The sequence below is a fragment of the Streptococcus sp. ALY_211 genome, from assembly GCF_058314555.1.
Window position 1 is genome coordinate 1 of sequence record NZ_JBZFUN010000024.1, and the last position, 1,166, is coordinate 1,166.

Sequence of the window (1,166 nt, forward strand, 5' to 3'; positions counted from 1 at the left end):
GACACATTGTCAAGTCAAGTGCAACAAGTTCGTGGATAGACTAGGATCCCATTGATTAGGCTGTTTGGGCTAGCCCAAACAGAAATTTTGCTGTTTTGTAATGATGAAGTCGTCTAGGTCTCTCGTTGATAGCTGAGATATAACGAGCCAGCTCTTCATCAGTTATTGGGTTGAGCGACTGTCCTTTTGGGAGAAATTCTCTCAGTAGACCATTGAAATGCTCATTTGATCCTCTTTCATGGGAAGAATAAGGATGAGCGAAATAAATGTCAACACCTTCTAAGTCAGCTAATAGACTAAACTCAGAGCCGTTATCTGATGTGATAGAAGTAATTGGGTACTCACATAATAGTTCTTTGACAGCTTCATTGATCGTTTCAGCTTGTTTGTTAGGTAGCTTACACGCCAAGGCAAAGCGGGTTTGACGTTCAACTAAGGTCATGACAACAGCTTCTCCCTTAGTTTTGTTACCGAGAACCAGATCAATCTCCCAGTGTCCAAATTCAGAGCGGTTGTTAATCGTTTCTGGACGCTCCTCGATGGATTTTCCAAGAGTCTTCTTATTGACCGTGGATTTAGATTTAGAACGCTTTCTAATGCTCACCATCTTTGGCAAATCGATTGGCTTGATAGCAATAAGACCAGCTCCAATATAGCGATAGACTGTCTTCGTTGAAGGAATGGTCTCTGTTGGATGCTTCTCTTTGTAGTCGTGAACAAATGTATCTACACTATGACAACGAACAGTTGCTTTAACAGCTTTTTCTAGTTCATCAAAAAAATGTGGTGAACACTTATCTAACTTCAGGTAGGTACTATTTTTACGATTTTCTTCGTAGACACGGTGAGCGCTATCAGCGAAATAGGATTGATAATAAGTTCGTTTACCATTCTTATCTTGGACTTGTGTTACTGTACCACGCTTAATCTCACGAGTAATTGTCGAGCGATGTCTCCCTAATAGATGTGCAATTTCAACAAGCTTTTTACCCATTTTCAAATAAGCACTAATTTCACCTCGCTCAGAGGCTGATAAATGAGAATAACGCGACTTTTTGGTAGAATAATTAGTGGACATGTTCATCTGCTTTCTATACTGAGTTGGAGGATTCTAGTATATCAGACGAACATGTCTTTTGTGTTGCACTTCATTTTACAACGCGGGA

At 40.1% G+C, this 1,166-nt stretch carries 1 protein-coding gene; it reads right to left on the reverse strand.

Going from position 1 to position 1,166, the window contains the following annotated elements; translation table 11 throughout:
- Positions 1-55: 55 nt before the first annotated feature.
- Positions 56-1,078, reverse strand: coding sequence for an IS30 family transposase (locus tag AC4HAJ_RS08750; protein ID WP_491079755.1), 1,023 nt, complete (start codon positions 1,076-1,078; stop codon positions 56-58).
- Positions 1,079-1,166: the final 88 nt, after the last annotated feature.

Excerpts from the sequence above, each read along its gene's own strand:
- AC4HAJ_RS08750 (WP_491079755.1), bottom strand. The coding sequence starts at position 1,078 with ATGTCCACTAATTATTCTACCAAAAAGTCGCGTTATTCTCATTTATCA.